This window comes from Actinoplanes sp. M2I2 (genome assembly GCF_023544445.1).
Taxonomy (GTDB): Bacteria; Actinomycetota; Actinomycetes; order Mycobacteriales; family Micromonosporaceae; genus Actinoplanes.
The window spans coordinates 1-599 of record NZ_JALPVJ010000069.1; the positions used below are offsets into that span (position 1 = coordinate 1).

General features: G+C 70.6%; 1 protein-coding gene. It reads left to right on the top strand.

Annotated elements, in window-relative coordinates; genetic code table 11:
* The coding region (locus tag HJC40_RS45010; RefSeq protein ID WP_250010015.1) for a hypothetical protein at positions 1-562 on the top strand (562 nt) is incomplete at its 5' end.
* Between the last annotated feature and the right edge of the window lie 37 nt (positions 563-599).

Sequence of the window (599 nt, forward strand, 5' to 3'; positions counted from 1 at the left end):
TCTGGCGCTGGGCACCGGACCACACGCCGCCAACGACGTCGCGGTCGACCGCAACGGCAACGCCTACGTCACCGACACCTTCGGCGGCACGGTGTTCAAGATCGACACAGCCGGGAAAGTCACCGGCCAGTTCCACAGCCCACTGTTCGCGGCGACGGGTTTCGGAGTGAACGGGGTCGTTGTGCACCCGGCCGGATATCTGTTGGTGGGTAAGTACGACAGCGGGCAGGTGCTGCGGGTCGGGCTGGACGGCAGCGGGATCCGGCCGGTCGAACTCGACCAGCTCGCTCCCGGCGCCGATGGCCTCGTCCTGCGCCGCGACGGCTCCCTGCTCGTCGTCACCAACTCTCTCGGCAACCCGGCCGGCACCGCTGCGGTGCGGGTGCTGCGGTCGAGTGACGGGTGGCGCTCCGCGACCACAACCCGGCTGGTGCCGTGGCCGGACCCCGCGCCGACGACGGCAGCGGCCACCCCTCGGGGTCCGGTCGTGCTCGACGGGCGGCTGGACCTCACGCTCGCCGGTGACTTCAGCCTCGACCAGTTCGTACTGCGCCGCTGGTAGGCCAGAGGTGGCACGGGGTGCGGTTCGGTCTGAAAGG